Consider the following 16864-nt stretch of genomic DNA (forward strand, 5'->3'; position numbering starts at 1 on the left):
TTTTGCGGATAAACGATCCCGAACGCTCAAAACCGCCTTCAACGCTCTAGAAATACGACCATGCGCACTGTAGTTTTATTGGTGATTTCCAATCTGTTCATGACCACCGCCTGGTACTGGCACCTCCGCTACAAGGGCGAGGCTTTGTGGAAAGTGATTCTCATTAGCTGGCTGATTGCGCTGGTGGAGTACTGTTTTGCGGTGCCAGCCAACCGCATCGGCTCCTATCAATTCTCGGCCTTCGAGCTCAAAACGATTCAGGAAGTCGTCAGTTTGCTGGTGTTCGTCGCCTTTGCGGTTTTATACCTGAAAGAAGAAATCAAGTGGAATTACATCGTCGGTTTCGCGCTGATTGTGCTGGCGGTCTTTTTTGTGTTTAAGAAGTGGTAGTTGCGGGAGAATGGGACACAGCTAGTAGACTTTACAGCTCCACTCCTTTGTCCTGTTGATCAAGCTGTATTCTATAAAACCGATGACAACACGACGCGATTTTCTAAAAACAACCGGTAGCCTAGCCGCTGGGGCCTTGCTGTATTCCCCTTTTGCGGAAGCCGCCAAAGTCAAAAATGTGGGTATTCAATTGTATACTGTCCGGAAGGAAATGCTGGCCGACGCCGTGGGTACGCTGAAACAACTGGCGAAAATTGGCTACAAAGAACTGGAATCGGCCCGCAGCGACAAAGGGAATTACTACGGGTTGAAACCAAAAGAAATCAAAAAAATTGCCCACGACCTCGGCATGAACGTCCGCAGCGGTCACGTTCACATTGACAAGGACTGGAAAAAATCGGTCGACATGGCCGCCGAAGCCGGGCAAAGCTACCTGGTGTGTTCTTCGCTGCCGACGGAGGGACAAACCGTTGCCAATTACCAGCGTTGTGCCGACACGTTTTCCAAATCCGCCGAGGACTGTAAGAAAGCCGGTCTGGTATTCGCCTACCACAACCACGATTACGAATTTGAAAAGAAAGGCGGCAAACCGCTCTACGACATTCTGGTCGAGAAAAGCGACCCCAATCTGGTCAAAATGGAAATGGACCTGGGTTGGGCCATCCTGACCGGCAACGACCCGCTAAAGTATTTTGCCAAGTATCCGGGCCGTTTTCCACTCTGGCACCTGAAAGACATGGACAAAGTGAAAAAGGAAAGCACCGAGTTTGGCAAAGGGCAGATCGACATTGTGAAGATGCTGAAAAACAGCGACAAATCCGGGATGAAGTACTTCTTTGTCGAACAGGAAGAATACCCGAAAACCGCCATGGAAAGCGCCAAATATGACTTCGATTATCTGGCGAAGCTGACGTATTGATTTAGCGGGCGGGGAACGGTTCTACGATTTTTAACAAGCTGTTTGAGTTAACCGGGAGAGCCCTGGAAGGGCGGTCTGTCAATAGGTAATCGCCTACATCGGCTAGTGGTAGCTCCTCCGGAGGAGCTACCACTAGCCGATGTAGGCGATTACCTATTGACAGGACAGGCCTCCGGCCTTAATTTAAACTACTTCTAAGCATTATTTATTTAAAAAGAGGCTGACCGGCTATTTAGAGATAGTCGATCAGCCTCTTTTCGATTTTTCACCAGATCTCCCATTCAAGATACATTTAATACCCTCTTTCACTCCCAACGAAAACCTGTTGTTCCCAAAGCTATCACAGTGTTTACAAATTATAATGTTACCAATATTTTATATAACAAAACATAAAAATATATTTTAATAAATGCTTGGATGGATGTGGTTTGATGTCTTATAATTGCTTGCACATACCATAAAATCTCTACGATGATCCATTTTTTACGAAGCAAATTGCTGGCCCGATTCGCGGTTCTTACCGTCGTCTTGATGACTCTATTCGGGGCTACGGCCTTAAAGAAAGGAGAACCCACTGACAAAGAACGAGACAAGACTCCTCGTTTCGAGAAGATCCTACCTCCGTTACGGCCCCACCAAACAACCCGGATACAAAACCGGATGTTCGATAATGACCCCATCCGTTTCAGCATGAAGTCCAATCGAACCGAGATCGTTCTGGGGCAACCCATTGAGCTGACCATCACGGCTCAGTATCTCAATCTCTCGCCAGCACTGCTCTACACCCTTGCGGGTTCCGGCGGTTTCCGATTGAAACTACTCCTGCCTGAAGGCTTTATCCGCACCGGTGGCGACTATGCGGATTTAGTGAGCACCGAGCTTCCCCCCTCGAACGCATTCGTCCGGTATACCGTAACCGGCTACTTCACTCAGGTCGGAGCCGAAAACACGTTCCGACTCTTACGCAGCCACTCGAATGCCGACCAGACCAGTCTTTTCGTTGAAAAAGCCCGCGTTTCCCTAACGCTTGTCAACTCGGCCGAACCCGTGCGCAACCGACAGGCCCGGGAAAGTGCCGACAATCCGGCCAACGGGAATTACGAAGGGCATTTTGACGGTGCCAACTGCGACAATTTCTGGGGTTGGGTGTATGATCGCAACAACCCGAATGCGCCAATTACGGTCGAAGTGGTGGCCAACGGCCAGGTGGTCGGTAGTTTTTCAGCCTCCAATTTCCGGCAAGATTTGTTGAATGCGGGGAAAGGAAATGGCCAACACGGTTTCAACTATGCCCCTCCGGCTTCGATCAAAAATGGACAGAACCAGTCGATCAGTTTGCGGGTACAGGGAAGTTCCTTCACGCTGGAGCAGGGTCCCCGAACGGTTCAGTGTGCGGGGAGTGGCAGTTCCGGTGGAACAACCACCCCACCGACTAATCCAGGTACACCTCCCACAGCCAACAATCCTTCGAATGGGAATTATGAAGGACATTTTGAGGGAGCCGACTGCGGTAACCTGGGGGGTTGGGTATACGACCGCAACAATCCGAATGCCCCAATAACCGTCGAAGTAGTGGCCATCGGTCAGGTGGTGGGCAGCTTTACAGCGGCCAATTTCCGGCAGGATCTGTTGAATGCGGGGAAAGGGAATGGCCAACACGGTTTCAACTATGCCCCTCCTGCTTCGATCAAAAACGGACAGAATCAATTGATCAGTTTGCGCGTACAGGGCAGTTCCTTTACGCTGGAGCAGGGACCCAGAACCATTCAATGTGCAGGGAGTGGCAGTTCAGGTGGAACAACCACCCCGCCCACTAATCCGGGTACCACAACGCCCCCACCGTCCACTAATCCGTCGAACGGCAATTATGAAGGCAACTTTGAAGGAGCCGACTGCGGTAACCTGGGGGGGTGGGTCTACGACCGCAACAATCCGAATGCCCCAATAACCGTTGAAGTGGTGGCAAATGGACAGGTTGTGTCTACTTTTCCGGCTGCAAATTTCCGGCAGGATTTGTTGAATGCGGGCAAGGGGAATGGGCAACATGGTTTTAACTTTGCTCCTCCGGAATCTATCAAAAATGGACAGAACCAGTCGATCAGTTTGCGCGTACAGGGCAGTAGTTATACATTGAATAATAGCCCTAAAACGATCCAATGCGCGGGGAGCGGCAGTAGTGGCGGAACGGGGAGCAATCCCGGAACGAGTACTCCTGAAACGGGTAATTGCTCGGTAGAAAATCCAAAGGGCCATCTTGACAATGCGACTATGTATTCTGTAGGTGGCTGGGCGTTGGATGAGAATAACCTGAATAAGACAGTCTTGGTCGATATTTTTGTTAATGGGATCAAATTAGCCACTGTAGAAGCTAATGAAGACCGGCCCGATTTAGTTGGGGCCTTTGGAAACAATCCGGCGGCTCGGTACCATGGATTCAGTGCGGAGTTTGGTCTTTCAGGGGTTGGAAATGGTATAGGTACTGTAACGACTCGAATTTGCGGTTCTACTACGGATTTGCCTACGAGTATTAATCGTCAGGTTAATTTTAGAAGCGATTTCATTATTAATCCATACCTCTTCCCTTTAACAATCGATGGAGGAACACTAAAAGTTTTTGTTTTGATAAAGGCAAAAAGGCCTAGCGATGGTGACGCTGGTGGACCTACTGGACCAGCAGGACCAGCAGTAGGTGTAGGAGGACCAGCTACTGCTGGAGGTAGTGGCAGTGGCAGTGGCAGTGGTAACGGTTCTAATGAACCTTTGATTAAATACCCATATAAATTAAAAGCTTCTTACGAGAAAAAATACCCTAAGTTTACTAATGTTTTGCGAAATCTTAGATCGAAAGCGTTAAGTAACGCTAGAATAAAGAATGCCATTAAAAAATTTACAGGATTAACCGATGCTCAAATTCAAGAAAAATTAACCTACGGACAAGGTCCTGAATTAGTAATTAGCACACGCCCTCAAAATACAGATTGGGGACACGGTGGTTACAAATATGGAGAATATGATTCTGATCCATATCCAAAACAAATATGGATTGATGAGTTTTCGGTTGAAATGTTGGAACGAGGGCAGGGTTTAACTAATTTGGAAGAAGCTTATGAAATTTTTTTAAGTATGCTAGTAGTGCATGAATTTGCTCATTTTGGTCAGACAGAAACGAATATCATTGATACTGTTCATGGACCAAATGGACAAAATGATACGCCAGGTTCATTCAATATTGAAGCTTTCGGTGTACCCGCCACTCCTGCAGGGGGAATACTGCTTTATTATAATAATAAAGTCCGTATAAAAGGTAATTAAGTAATTTAAAGCGTTGGTAATCTTCAGTGTTACCAACGCTTTAAATTTAGCAATTGCAATTATGAAAACTATTTGTATCATAGCTATTCTATTGTCAGCTGAATTATGTATATGCTGCCACACTAATCAGAAAGATTATTTTAATCAGCAATCCTATAATCCAGCATTGATCAAAGAAGAAATCAATGTTATTAATCAGACATTGCGTTACCTTAACCCCGCAGAGTCTAAGCCAAATTGGGAAACAAATGCTAATGAGGCTGAGATCGTTAATGGTAATATGTATGGAGAGCCCGTCTTAATCGGATTTATGTCCGGGATATTTATGCCAATTGACACACTGTTTGACCAGCGGATTCGAGAAGCTCAGAAAGACTGGAGAAAACGGTTTCCAAAAATCGATTCTATTTATTTAGATGTATACAAAAATTTATTGACAGTTCGAGGCCCAGAATTACCGCTGGAAGCAAAAGACCGTTCAGAGCCGCTGCCTATAGCGAAAAGACTACTGCCATCAGGAGCTGATGATATAATTTGGCTGGATCGAGACCAAGTAAAAGATCAAGATAAGTATGATATAGGTAGTTTGACACACCCTTCATGGATCAAACTTTATTATTCTTTCCAGAAAAAAGATCTTAATGTTCCATACAAGTGGATGGGGACGCTAAGTATTTCGCATGTTTCCATTTCAAAAGATAAACATCGTGCCTGTTACCTATATGTGATGTGGGGTCACAACTATCGATTTGGTGTTGTGTTCGCTCGAAAAATCAATGGAAGATGGAAACAAGAAGGGGATCAGTGGCTTTCAATCAGCTAGTTTGACTTTTTAAGCGGTTAATCAAAAAAATACTGATCATCATTCGAGGGAAATGGTGCACTCCATTTTTAGAACCACTTGCTAATTTGGATAAAGGATTAGATTTAGACCCGAATGAAAGACAAGACCAAGCGAAACCGATCAAACACAGTCCTTTATTTGATGGAAAATGACAATTCAAATGCTGAATGGAATGGTCTAAGACCAATTTTTCTTATCGGTATTGGGTTGATGATCATTTCCTGTAATTCGTCACAAAAAGAAACCTACCAACTAAGCAATCAGGATACAACAAGGGTTCTGCAAACCGTCTTCGATACATTCAAGACCGATTGGGAAAGAACTTTTGAAGGACAACCGATGCGGATTTTACCTAATAAATCCATCAAACCCGGTACAGTCATCACCATCAATGGGCGCGCTGTTCGTTATTCAGAAGTGGATTCATCGAAAATGGACTCGGTTTTCGCCCTCCCCAAGTTCTTTGCCACCATTGAAGAATTTCGTTTTCCGACCGATAGTACCGCCTTTGTCGACATTAGTTTCCGTGACATTGGGGATGGAGGGGAGTTTTGGCTTGTACGGCAGCGTCGCAAACAATGGGTTATTCGTTCCACCCGATTTTTCAAAATATAGATTGCATTTGAATGCTTCAGTTTCTCAAAATGGCGGTACTTTATTGCCTTGTAATCTCCTGCGGCTGGTGCCATAAAAAGGCAAAAAAGCGGAACAGCCTTCATAAATTAAAGTACTCTGCTGTTGGTCAAACCGTTTTTTGCAGACCTAAAACTTGATCAATAGGAAGAAACTATGAATATACCGGAGAAAATTGACGAAATAAACATAAAATACAACAAGTGGGTGATTGCCATCCACCTAAACAACGTCACTTATCATACAATCTGGGGGTACGACTCTCTAACCAAGAATGGTGATACAAAACTATTGCTCGATTCGAAAAAAAACATACTATTATTCAAAACGAGACATGATTCGATAACAGCGGTTTTGACCACCGAAATTCCTGTTTTTGATACAGAAAAGACAACAAACTGGGCGAAAGAAATCCAAAAGATAGTAAATCTCTATGAAGATGAATCCGTAAACAATCTCGATCATCTTCAATCCATTATCGAAAGATTTAACTTTGAAAATATCGACAACATAGCGCCAGAAGACGCTCAGAATATTGTCAATTTCGTCAATTTGTTTACCGATTATGCCGATCAAATCGGTGACTCCTCCTTACTGATTCTATGGAATAATCCTGCCATAAAATCTTTTTGGGAATACCTGTACAATCAATTTTTTTGGACTATTCCTGCGGATGAGTTGAAAGAAAAACAAGCAGAGGTATTAGAAAATTACAAAGCTGATGCTTGTAAAAAAGGGTTGATGGATATGTTAGCTGTTTTTAAGTCGCGTTTGGTCGTATATTCAGAGACTGCTCGCTAAACTGTGTCAAGGGTGAATAAAAAGGAAAAAACCTTATTTTCACTATCATGAACAACGACTTCGATTTCGAGGCCTTCAAACAGGCCGCTATCAAAGGCCTTTACGAAGGCAAACCCTTAACAGGCGAAGGTGGGCTGTTTGCCCCTTTACTTAAACACTTCCTCGAATCAGCTTTAGAAGGCGAAATGAGCCACCATCTGGTTCAAACTCGTCTGCCTGAGCAAAATCGACGCAATGGTAAAACCAGCAAAAAAGTAAAAAGCAGTGCTGGTTTGCTGGACTTGCAAACGCCCCGAGACCGCACCGGTAGTTATCAGCCCCAATTAGTCCCTAAACGGCAAGTTGTACTGACTCCACAACTGGAACAGAAAATTCTCTCGCTCTACGGAATGGGTAGCAGCTACGCGGATATCAGCCAACATCTTTCAGAGATGTATGGCTACTCGCTATCCGACAGCGAGTTAACAGCCATTACCGACAAAGTAATCCCGGCCATGCGGGAGTGGCAAAATCGACCTTTGGAGAGCTTGTATGTATTGGTCTGGTTGGATGGTATCTACTACAAAGTTCGTCATGAAGGCCGGGTCGTGACCCGCGTCCTATACAGCGTCATTGGACTGAGTTTAGCGGGTCGTAAGCAGGTACTAGGGATTTACACAGCGGAGAGTGAATCGGCCAAGTTTTGGCTCTCAGTGCTAACTGACCTTAAGCAGCGCGGGGTCGAAGACATGCTGATCACCTGTGTGGATGGGCTCAAAGGGTTTGATACGGCTATTGCAACCGTTTTTCCAGCCGCCACCGTTCAACTCTGCATTGTCCATCAACTCCGTAATTCCTTTCGGTTTATCCCTGACAAATACCTCAAGAGCTTTGTTAAAGATATTAAGGGGGTATACCAGGCATCGGATCGTGAGCAAGCTATGGAGCAATTATTGCTGGTACAGGAAACCTGGGGGCAGCGTTATCCACAAGCCATTCAGCCTTGGTTGGACAAGTGGGAGTTACTTTCGCCTTACTTTGACTATCCGGCGGCTATCCGCAAGGTCATGTATACGACCAATACAGTTGAAGGCTACCATCGTCAATTGCGTAACGTAACCAAAACGAAAGGGGCTTTTCCCTCCGATATCGCTTTACAAAAACTGGTGTATTTGGTGATTCAAAATCTGCAAATCAAGTGGGAAACCACCACGTATAATTGGAAGGAGATCTTAGCCCAAGTTTCTATTATATTTACTGAACGAATTCAGCCACATCGCTTTGATTAAACCCACTGACACAGTTCAGCGAGCACTCCCTATATTCAAATGAATTTCGATCAACAACCCTGTCAGGGTCTTCGACCGCTGACAGGGTTCATTAACTTCTAATATTTCACCACCTTCTTCCGCACCACCTGCTCCCCAACCCTGATTTCAATGATGTATAAACCACCCGGCATCGTTCGAAGGTCGAGCGTCTGTTCAAAACCGTCGTCGGTTTTCTGGTACTGCTGTTTCAGCACCTCCACCCCGGCCACGTTCCGGACCGACAGCGTCAGGATGCCCCGGGACGTGTTCCGGAAAGAAACCGCCGTTAAACCGTCGCTGGGGTTGGGAGAAACCGTCAAGGCTTCATCCGGCAGGGCAGTTGGTACGCCGGTGATCGTGCCGGGCTGCACGTAAATCCGGGCCGTTGCCGTCGCATTACACAGATCCAGACCGGAACCCGTGACGGTATACGAGGTCGTTTGCGTGGGCCGGGCAATGACCTGCCCACCCAGCGTACTGCTCAGATTCTGACCCGCCCAACTGAAAATACTGGCTCCACGGGCATTGAGCGTTACCAGTTCGCCCGGCAGAATAAACTGTTTAGATGCCGTCAACTGAACGGACGGTTTCATGCCGACCCGGGCCGTGATTTCGTGGGCGACGTTGAGTCCCTGACGAACCCGGTACCGCTCCCATTCGCCGTTGGCATTCTGCTCCCAGGAAGTTCCCAACAGCGATTCGCCGTCGCGGGTTGTGGTCAGGGCCACCGTATCACCAGCCACGTAGGTAAGCTCAATGCCGATGTGGAACGGCAAACCGCTCAGCGGAACGTTCCGGTCGAAGACGATGCTGGTGGCTCGGTTGTTGGCCACATCCTCCAGAATGGTCCGGAGGGGCACCTCTTTCGTTTCCAATACCGCACCGGGTCCGTTCTGGAAGCCCCGGGCGTTCCAGACGGTTACGGTTACGATGGATTCCGTCTCGGCACCTTTGGCGGCTTTTGCAACCCCAAACCGGAGCGAGGCCCCGTGCATGTTATTATAACTCAGTGAATTGTCGAAGAATTCGGAAACCGCTCTGGTTTTACGACTGTTTTGGCCCGCAACATACCCGGTTCCGCCCGGTTGGCGCAATACGGTTCGGGTGCCGCTGAAATTGGTCTGGTCGGCACACAGGCCGACGTTCAGGACTTCAATGTATTGTTCTCTGACAAATGGGACCGACGAACCGGCGGCATTGGAAGCTACCAGGGTCACCCGGAATTTGCCCGGCTGGTTGTAGGTCACCACCGGATTTTGTTCGGTCGAAGTCGAGGGTGTTCCACCTTCAAACGTCCAGGTCCAGCTCGTCGGGAAGTTGGTCGACAGATCGGTGAAACGCACCTGACCACCCAGCAGAACCCGGAGGTTTTCGGCCCGGAAATTTGCCGACGGACGCGCAACGACGGACGTACCGCAGACGTTGGCATTCACCAGGTTGGCCCGACGAACCGCCACCTGCATCACCGCCCTCATGCGGGTTTTCTGGCCGCGCGTGAAGATGTTGAAACAGGCGTCGTCGGAATAGTCCATGTAATTTTCGACCATGTTGGTACCTCCGCAACTCACGCGTCCTTTCTGACAGCCCCGGCTTTCGGATGCCTGCGTCGGCGTGTCGTCCACAAAGTCATTTCCGCAGTTGGCATCGCCCCAGATGTGAATCAAGCCCAGCCAGTGGCCCACTTCGTGCGTCAGCGTCCGGCCCAGGTTGTAGGGAGCCTGCATCACCGGAAAGTTGCCTTTCTCCGCATTGCCAAACGACTGATACCGGATCACCACGCCGTCGGTGCTGCCCGCTCCCGAATTGGGCGACAAACCCGGCAGGGTCGACTGGCTCGGAAACTGCGCGTATCCCAGCAGACGGTCGTCGGAGGCCGCAAAATCAACGACCCAGATGTTGAAGTATTTTTCGGGGTCCCAGAAGGTATTCGGTTTCAAAACGCCGTCGATGTCGGCTTTGCTCCAGGTCGATTTGCCGAAATTAGACGCCCCGTTTACCCGGTCGATCCCGCGTTCCGTAATCGTTCCACCCGTGGGGTTGATGGCGGCCAGGCAAAATTCGATCTCGATGTCGGCCCCGTTGGCATTGTCGTTAAACCCCCGGGTACCCGGTTTCCGGCGAAAGTCTTCGTTGAGCGTTTCCAACTGGGCTTTTACCTGTGCTTCGCTGATGTTGCGGCCCGTTCCGACGGCTTCGCCCGCGTGTACGACGTGAACCACCACCGGAATGGTGAGCACCACATCGGCCAGCCGACCCGTCCGTTCCAGTTTTTTGATCTGTTCAATCCGCTCCTGCAGGGTCTTTTCAAAAGCCGCCCGGCTACCCATTTCGGGGTATTTAGCCCGTAAAGCACTGTCCATCTGCATGGTAGCACATTGTTCCCGCGCTGGCTGGCTGGCCAGTTGCTGCCAGGCCGGAATTTGCTGAGCCGATCCGGAATAGAATCCGCAAGCCAGTAGGGCAACCGAAAAAAGTATACGTTTAAGCATAAAAAGCAATCCAGTTAGGTCGGTGATCGATCCAGCGGTGTACGCCGAAATTTACTACCGCATTTCTCCTTTATTTTGTGGTCGAGTTGAACGTAAACCGATAACTGGCGTCAATCGGTTCGACGTAGATTTTGTCGTAGTAGATTTCCACCGTCATGGACGTTTCCGTTAGATTCTTAATGGTAAACGGCAAGACGCTGCCACTAAAAACCGGAATCACAAATTCCAGGGTAGCGTTGGAATTAATCATCGTCCAGCTATCTTCAAAAAGCGTATCGGCTTCGGTCGTGCTGCATTTGGTAGTCCCGTTGAGGTATTCGAGTTTGTGAGACTCGTCGGCATAAAAAACGTACCGGTCATCACTCCGACAGGGATCTAGCGCGTTTTGAATCGGTATTACCCCCGACTTTTTGCCTTCATCCACTACTTCGAAAGATACCAGCCGCCAGATTTTCTTTTCAGTTCCGGTCAGCAACTGGCTGTAGGTAATGGGTTTCGGTTCCAGCTTTTCGGAACACCCGGCGAAAAGCCCCATCAGGCCTGTCGACAAAACCAGAAATCGGATAGCGGTTTTCATACGGTTCATTATTGTGGCGTATACGTGAGCGGAAACGTGATCGTCCCAACCGAGTCCTTGCCGGAAGGGGTCGTGAAGGTTGCTCTCCAGCGCAGACTCAAGGTGATCTGACGGTTTTGCGGATTCCACGAACCGGTTCCCGAGAGCGTATCTCCGCCCAGATCCGCATTGGACTGAACCGGAATCGTCAGGGAATTGTCTCCGTTATCCACAAAGGTGAAGGTGGGTTTGATGGCGTTAAATCCAAAAAAATCAGCCATCCCAATGTTCCAGTTGCCGATGGTGTAGGTTTTGCAATCGAGACTGGAAATGGCAATATCGGGTAAGGTAGCGGTATTGGTCGACAGTTGCAGGATGTTCACATACGCGCCATTTTGCCGGGCACCCGAATAGGTGCCACTGAAAAGGCAATCATCCTCGATGGTGAACGTAAGGCTTTTGCCCAACAGCCCTTCTTTGCCAAAACCCACCCGCAGCGACGAGGGCTGCACGTCGGTCAGCGTCAACACCACCGTCTGGGATTCCAGAATGTTGTTGGCGTTGTTGATCAGTTTCAGATTGATGGTACCCGAACTCTGCTTGGCTGGAATCGTCACGGTGCCTCTGGTGCCTTCAATGGCGTAATCCTTACCCTCACGGGCGGTTCCGCTGATGACGTAATTGATTTTAATGGCCTCGTCCAACTGCGGTCCGGCGTTGTGAACCTTGATGCCGATGGTCTTGCTGTAACTTTCCTTATAGGTCAGCGACGAGTCAGTAAACCGCACAAAATACGGCCCTTCAAACGTGCGGTCAATGTCCTGCTCCTCACAGGCCACCACCAGCCAGCCCGTTGCCAGCGCAATAAGGCAAGTCAATAGGTATTTATAGTGTCTCATTTGTCGTCAGAATTCAAACCACAGCAGCAGCTCTCTTAACTATTCATTCTTAACTCTTAACTCTCAATCAGTACCCCGGATTCTGCGCGTCCTTCAGCGCCGGATTGCGCTGCACTTCCCCATTCGGGATCGGCCAGCGGTCGTAGGTGGCTTTCCAGTTGGGCGAAAAAGCCGTCATAACCGCCTGCAACCGGCCCGTCCGGATGAGGTCGAACCAGCGGTGGCCTTCAAAAGCCAGTTCATACACCCGCTCCCGCTCAATCGCCGAAATCGCTTCGGCCTGGTTGGCGGCCGACACATTTGGTGCCTTCGCCCGCGCCCGCAACACATTCAGGTCGGCAATGGCTCCGGCGGTTCCGGTCAGCTTGTTCTGCTGCGCCCGGGCTTCGGCCCGAATCAGGTACATTTCGGCCAGGCGGATCAGCACGATGTTGTTGTTATCATTATCGGCGGTGCCATATTTCTGCACCGTCCAGCCATTGTCGTCGCCCTGTAAATTTTGGGAATTAAACGCTACCGTGGCCCGGCGCGTCCCCGACTCGGTCGACAGCAGGGAAACCACCACCTGATCCGAGGGGATCACTTCCCGACGTCCCACAAAAAGGTTGGTCAACCCAAAATTACTGGTTCCGGGGTCGTCGGACAGCCCGTAGCCGACCTCCAGAATGGACTCTTTCGTAAAATCTTTGCTCACAATGTCTTCAAAGTTGGTTTCCAGCGAATACACTTTGGCATCGATCACCCGGGTCGCATACACCTCTGCCTGGGCCCAGTTTTTCTGGTAGAGGTAATACCGGGCCAGCATGGCCTGGGCGGTTATTTTGTTGGCGTAGGTGCCGTTTACAACCTGTGCCGTCGAACCGGCTTCGATGGTGGCCAGATCGGTTTCGGCTGCTCTAAAATCTTCCAGCACCGACGCCAGAATATCGGCTTTGGCAGTCCTCGGAATGTTCCGGTTGGTGCCCTGATCGGTGGTGGTTACTTTGGGAATATCGCCAAAGGTATTGGCCCCGATGAAGTTGGCATAGCCGCGTAAAAACCGCATTTCGGCCAGCACCTGCTTTTTGGTGGCGGCAGAAACCCCACTGATGGGTGGCAGCCTTTCGAGCACAAAGTTGGCCACGTAAATGGTCCGGTACAGGTTACTCCAGAGAGAGGCCGGTGCGCCGTTCGAGGAGGTAATCTGCTTGGTACCCAGTTCGCGGTAATCATTGAAGGTTCCGTTGTGCCGGATGTAATCGGCCGTAAAATCCCCCGCCATCATGTTGGTGGCGGCCATGCCCCGGAGCGCACTGTAGGCACCGATCCGGGCCGGTTCCACATCGTTGGGTTCGTTCAGAACCAGGTTATCGACCAGCAAATCGACCGGTTTGGGTTCCAGCACGGCCGTACAGGAAGCCAGCCAAGCCGTGGCCAGTATGGCAGTATAGCGAATGAATCGGATCATAGGTTTAAGGTGATTCCCACCATCATGGTTTTGTATTGAGGAATGGTGAAAAAGTCGATGCCCTGCGCGGTGGTCGAACCGTCCAGCGTGCTGACTTCCGGATCGGGACCCGAATACCGGGTGAGCGTCCAGAGGTTGGTGGCCGAGGCAAAAATCCGGGCGTTCGACACAATCCGGAAGCGTTCGACGTACTTTTTAGGGAGATTATATCCCAGCGAAACATTTTTCAGTCGCAGGTACGAGCCATCTTCCAGGAATCGGCTACTGTGGTAGTTGTTGTACGTATTCTGGTAAACATACCGGGGTACACTGGTGATGTCACCCGGTTTTTGCCAGCGTTCCAGGGCCTTCCGCGACTGATTACTCTCCAAATCCGCCCCGGTGTTGATGGTAGACGTACTGGTAAAGTTCAGCATCTTGTTGCCATACGAACCCTGAAAGAAGACGTTCAGATCAAAACCTTTGAACGAAAACCGGTTGGTCAAACCGCCAAACAGTTTGGGTTGGGCATTGCCAATCACCTGACCGTCTTCGGAGTTGATCCGGCCATCGCCGTTGATGTCATCGTAAATCGCATCGCCCGTCGCCGGATCGACCCCCAGGAACTTGAGTCCCCAGAACGAACCCAGTGGTTCCCCCTGCAACACCACGTTTGTATTCCCAACGCCATTCGCGGTGTACCCCCTAAACAGCGGGCCATCATTGGCCAGTTCGACCACCTTGTTGACGTTCCGGGACAAGTTCAGGTCCGTATTCCATTTAAAACCGCCCCGGTCGAAGTTGACCGTCGACACCATCAACTCAATTCCCCGGTTCGAGATTTTCCCGATGTTGCCCTGCAAGGTTCCAAAACCGGTCGTCGACGGAATGGGCTGGGCAAACAGCAGTCGGTCGGTGAGGTTGTCGTAGACATCGAAACTAATACTGAGCCGCCCGTTGTAGAGTGAAGCGTCCAGCCCCAGGTTGGCTTCCCGGGTTCGCTCCCACTGCAGGGTTGGGTTTGCGAGCGCTTCAGGACCCAAACCCGTTGCGCCACTGTAGGTCACCGAAGCCCAGGTTCCCAGAAACTGGTAATCCCCAATCCGCTCATTTCCCGTAAAACCGTAGCTGGCGCGGAATTTCAGGTCGTTCAGAAAGCGGAACGATTCCATGAACTTCTCCTGCGAAATCCGCCAACCCACGGAGGCCGAGGGAAAGAGCCCAAATTGACGATCCTGACCAAAACGGGATGAGCCGTCGTAACGGGCCGTCAGCGTCGCCAGATACCGGTCATCATAATCGTAGCGAACTTCGCCGAAGGTGGAGATCAGCCCGCTTTTCAGCAAATTGGAAAATCCGTTATCGACAATACCGGCCGAGGTGATGTACGTAAAGTCATCACTTGGAAATAACCGGCCCGTGACACTCCCCGACCGTTCCTGCCGTTGCAGAATTTCAAACCCCGCCAGAAAGTTAAACCGGTTTTTTTCATTCACTAAGGCACTGTAAGTCAGCGTATTGGTATTGATAAAGGTGGTATAGGTTCCCGACGTAAAGACCCCGTAGCCGCGCCCGCCCACGCTTTCCAGATACCCGCCAATGGCGGTTTGCGACGACTCGAACTGGTCTTCCGTCACCTGGTTATAGTCGATGCTTACCTTGGACCGAAACCGGAGATTCTGGAGCAGTTCGTATTCGGCCCAAAGCCCCCCCAGCATTTTTACCGTATAGGTATCGAACCGGGGCAACAAGGCCTGGGCTACCGGATTGAAGTTTGGAAAACCGGCGTAATTCGGATCGTTGGGGCCATACAATTTTCCCTGCTCGTTGTAGGGCGAGTGAAAGGGCAGTGATTTGAGGGCACCGGAATAGACGCCATCCAGAAAGTTATCGCCCTTGACCCGCTTGTTCAGCGTTCGCGACAGGGAAATATCCGTTCCGAACGACAGCGCCGAATTGGCTTTGTGATCGAAACTGAACTTGCCCGACATCCGGGTCAGGCGGTTGTTTAACTGAATCCCTTCCTCATCCCGGTAATTCCCACTGATGTAAAAATGGGTTTTATCGGTGCCGCCCGATGCCGAAAGCTGGTATTGCTGATAGAGTCCTTTCCGCAAAACCGCATCGACCCAGTCCGTATTGATGCCGTCGGTGACGCCTTTGATCAACCCCAGTTTGTCGGGGTCCTGCCCGGCATTGATCACGGCTTCCCGTTGCAGATCGAGCAACTCGCTGGAATTGAGCAGATCGGGCCGACGGACAATTTCAGTCACCCCGCGCTGCACTTCGGCCGTGAAGGTCGTTTTCTGATTGGCCTTTCCTTTTTTGGTAGTTATCAACACTACCCCGTTGGCGGCCCGCGATCCGTAAATGGCTTTGGCGGAGGCATCTTTCAACACCTGTAGCGACTCGATGTCGTTGGGGTTGAGGAGCGAGAACGCGTTGTCGTTTTGGCCCCCGAAATCGCGCGACGACAGCAAACCGTCTTCGACCGGCACGCCATCGACAATGAACAGGGGGCGGTTGCTGGCCGTGATGGAGGTGCTGCCCCGAACGCGGACGGTGATGCCTCCGCCCGGTGTTCCCGACGACTGGGTGACCAAAACCCCTGCCGCCTGGCCTTGTAGTGCCTGATCGAAACTGGCGACGGGAATCTCCTTGAATTTGTCGGCGGTTACGGAAACCATCGAACCGGTGATGTCTTTCTTCTGCACCGAGTTATACCCGGTTACCACCACCTGCGCCAGTTCATTGACGGCTTCGGCCATCTGGAGATTGATGACCGAACGGTTGTTGACGGGAATGTCCTGAGAAATCAGGGCGATGGACGAAAACGTCAGGATGTTTTTGTCATCGGGGACGTTGATGCTGTAATTGCCATCGGCGTCGGTGCTGACCCCAATGGTGGTTCCTTTCACCACGACGTTCACGCCCGGCAACGTCGATCCGTCCTGTACTGCGGTTACCCGCCCCGTTACCCGACGGGTTTGTCCAAAGGCCAGATTTCCCGACAGAATAATGAATAAGAACCAACAACTTAATAAAGTATAACGTTTTCTCATCTACAAAAACTGGGTGTTAGAACGAATCTCATGGGCAAAAACCGGTTATTTCTCATCCCCTTTGAAGGGTCAATATACTGATTTTTCAAACTATTAAACGCTGAATCACGGCTAATCAATGTATACCAAATAAAAAAATATGTAACATCTACCATGACGCTTTTTTTTAGTGCAACGTTGTACTTCTGCCAAATAAAAATGCCGTACCCGGTGGTACGGCATTTTTAAATAGAGTATTTCAAAA

At 50.0% G+C, this 16864-nt stretch carries 12 protein-coding genes; 7 read left to right on the forward strand and 5 right to left on the reverse strand.

Translation table 11 applies throughout. The annotated features are described in order from the left end of the window. Positions 1–60: 60 nt before the first annotated feature. The 7 genes from FH871_RS07020 to FH871_RS07050 all read left to right on the forward strand — a co-directional run bounded on the left by FH871_RS07020 (position 61) and on the right by FH871_RS07050 (position 8167). A complete protein-coding gene (locus tag FH871_RS07020) occupies positions 61–390 on the forward strand; it encodes a DMT family protein (protein ID WP_138990697.1) in 330 nt (109 codons plus the stop codon). A gap of 82 nt (positions 391–472) precedes the next feature. Next, positions 473–1309, forward strand: coding sequence for a TIM barrel protein (locus FH871_RS07025; RefSeq protein WP_138990699.1), 837 nt, complete (start codon positions 473–475; stop codon positions 1307–1309). A 690-nt stretch (positions 1310–1999) separates the two neighbouring features. Continuing rightward, a complete protein-coding gene (locus tag FH871_RS07030) occupies positions 2000–4621 on the forward strand; it encodes a hypothetical protein (RefSeq protein WP_171062783.1) in 2622 nt (873 codons plus the stop codon). A gap of 61 nt (positions 4622–4682) precedes the next feature. Continuing rightward, positions 4683–5444, forward strand: coding sequence for a hypothetical protein (locus FH871_RS07035; RefSeq protein ID WP_138990702.1), 762 nt, complete (start codon positions 4683–4685; stop codon positions 5442–5444). 114 nt (positions 5445–5558) lie between these two features. Continuing rightward, positions 5559–6080, forward strand: coding sequence for a hypothetical protein (locus FH871_RS07040; protein ID WP_138990704.1), 522 nt, complete (start codon positions 5559–5561; stop codon positions 6078–6080). A gap of 174 nt (positions 6081–6254) precedes the next feature. Then, on the forward strand, positions 6255–6899 hold the full coding sequence (locus FH871_RS07045) for a hypothetical protein (protein ID WP_138990705.1): 645 nt from the start codon (positions 6255–6257) through the stop codon (positions 6897–6899). 47 nt (positions 6900–6946) lie between these two features. After that, positions 6947–8167, forward strand: a complete 1221-nt coding sequence (locus FH871_RS07050) for an IS256 family transposase (RefSeq protein WP_114410211.1) — start codon at positions 6947–6949, stop codon at positions 8165–8167. A 98-nt stretch (positions 8168–8265) separates the two neighbouring features. Here FH871_RS07050 and FH871_RS07055 read toward each other — a convergent pair whose 3' ends face one another. The 5 genes from FH871_RS07055 to FH871_RS07075 form a co-directional block, all read right to left on the reverse strand. Next, complete coding sequence (locus tag FH871_RS07055) at positions 8266–10677, reverse strand: M43 family zinc metalloprotease (protein ID WP_138990707.1); 2412 nt, start codon at positions 10675–10677, stop codon at positions 8266–8268. A 70-nt stretch (positions 10678–10747) separates the two neighbouring features. Further along, the gene (locus tag FH871_RS07060; RefSeq protein WP_138990708.1) at positions 10748–11254 is read right to left on the reverse strand and encodes a hypothetical protein; all 507 of its coding nucleotides are present in this window, start codon (positions 11252–11254) and stop codon (positions 10748–10750) included. Positions 11255–11262: 8 nt separating this feature from the next. Next, positions 11263–12132: a DUF4843 domain-containing protein gene (locus FH871_RS07065; protein WP_138990710.1), complete on the reverse strand. Its 870-nt coding sequence runs from the start codon at positions 12130–12132 to the stop codon at positions 11263–11265. A gap of 67 nt (positions 12133–12199) precedes the next feature. Beyond that, positions 12200–13579 (reverse strand): RagB/SusD family nutrient uptake outer membrane protein, encoded by a 1380-nt coding sequence (locus tag FH871_RS07070; RefSeq protein WP_138990712.1) that lies wholly within the window; start codon positions 13577–13579, stop codon positions 12200–12202. Beyond that, positions 13576–16620: a TonB-dependent receptor gene (locus FH871_RS07075; RefSeq protein WP_138990714.1), complete on the reverse strand. Its 3045-nt coding sequence runs from the start codon at positions 16618–16620 to the stop codon at positions 13576–13578. Before FH871_RS07075 ends, FH871_RS07070 begins: the two co-directional genes overlap by 4 nt. Positions 16621–16864: the final 244 nt, after the last annotated feature.

The organism is Larkinella sp. C7 (genome assembly GCF_006149005.1).
In the GTDB taxonomy this organism is placed as follows: domain Bacteria; phylum Bacteroidota; class Bacteroidia; order Cytophagales; family Spirosomataceae; genus Larkinella.

Bases quoted from the DNA above. Each gene is read 5' to 3' on its own strand.
- FH871_RS07055 (WP_138990707.1), bottom strand. From the start codon at position 10,677: ATGCTTAAACGTATACTTTTTTCGGTTGCCCTACTGGCTTGCGGATTC.
- FH871_RS07045 (WP_138990705.1), top strand. From the start codon at position 6,255: ATGAATATACCGGAGAAAATTGACGAAATAAACATAAAATACAACAAG.
- FH871_RS07025 (WP_138990699.1), top strand. From the start codon at position 473: ATGACAACACGACGCGATTTTCTAAAAACAACCGGTAGCCTAGCCGCT.
- FH871_RS07075 (WP_138990714.1), bottom strand. From the start codon at position 16,620: ATGAGAAAACGTTATACTTTATTAAGTTGTTGGTTCTTATTCATTATT.
- FH871_RS07035 (WP_138990702.1), top strand. From the start codon at position 4,683: ATGAAAACTATTTGTATCATAGCTATTCTATTGTCAGCTGAATTATGT.
- FH871_RS07040 (WP_138990704.1), top strand. From the start codon at position 5,559: ATGAAAGACAAGACCAAGCGAAACCGATCAAACACAGTCCTTTATTTG.
- FH871_RS07070 (WP_138990712.1), bottom strand. From the start codon at position 13,579: ATGATCCGATTCATTCGCTATACTGCCATACTGGCCACGGCTTGGCTG.
- FH871_RS07060 (WP_138990708.1), bottom strand. From the start codon at position 11,254: ATGAAAACCGCTATCCGATTTCTGGTTTTGTCGACAGGCCTGATGGGG.
- FH871_RS07065 (WP_138990710.1), bottom strand. From the start codon at position 12,132: ATGAGACACTATAAATACCTATTGACTTGCCTTATTGCGCTGGCAACG.
- FH871_RS07050 (WP_114410211.1), top strand. From the start codon at position 6,947: ATGAACAACGACTTCGATTTCGAGGCCTTCAAACAGGCCGCTATCAAA.
- FH871_RS07020 (WP_138990697.1), top strand. From the start codon at position 61: ATGCGCACTGTAGTTTTATTGGTGATTTCCAATCTGTTCATGACCACC.
- FH871_RS07030 (WP_171062783.1), top strand. From the start codon at position 2,000: ATGAAGTCCAATCGAACCGAGATCGTTCTGGGGCAACCCATTGAGCTG.